General features: G+C 70.1%; 1 protein-coding gene. It reads left to right on the top strand.

Annotated elements, in window-relative coordinates; genetic code table 11:
- A partial coding sequence (locus V6F91_RS27170) for a glycoside hydrolase domain-containing protein (RefSeq protein ID WP_332769928.1) occupies positions 1–481 on the top strand: 481 nt, incomplete at both ends.

Genomic DNA, 481 nt, shown 5'->3' with positions numbered 1-481 from the left:
AGTCAAGGCGGCGCTGTTCTACGACGATGCCGGCGCGGCGCCGATCCTGATCCGTTGCGGCATCTCGGCGGTGGACGTCGCCGGGGCGCGGGCGAACCTGGCACCGCACGCGACGCACTGGAATTTCGACCGGGTGCGGAATGCGGCGGCGGCGCGGTGGAGCGCAGCCCTGGGTGGAGTCGCGGTCGAGGGCGGCACGCCGGATCAGCGCGTGATCATGGCTTCCGCATTCTATCACGCGCAACTGGCCCCGACCCTGCTTTCCGACGTCGATGGGCGCTATCCGGGGCTCGACGGGAAGATCCAGCAGGTGCCGGCCGATGCCGCCGCCTATAGCAGCTATTCGCTCTGGGACGTCTATCGCGCGCAGCTGCCGCTGCTCACGCTGGTGGCGCCGGAGCGGAGCAAGGCCTTTGTCGACGACCTGATCCGCCAGACGGCGCAGTCGCCCTTCGGTCCGCTGGTCTGGCCGCTCCAGGGC

The organism is Pseudomonas koreensis (genome assembly GCF_036668835.1).
In the GTDB taxonomy this organism is placed as follows: Bacteria; Pseudomonadota; Gammaproteobacteria; order Pseudomonadales; family Pseudomonadaceae; genus Aquipseudomonas; species Aquipseudomonas koreensis_I.
The sequence above is the reverse complement of the archived record's forward strand: the minus strand, read 5'-3'. Positions and strand labels throughout refer to the sequence as shown.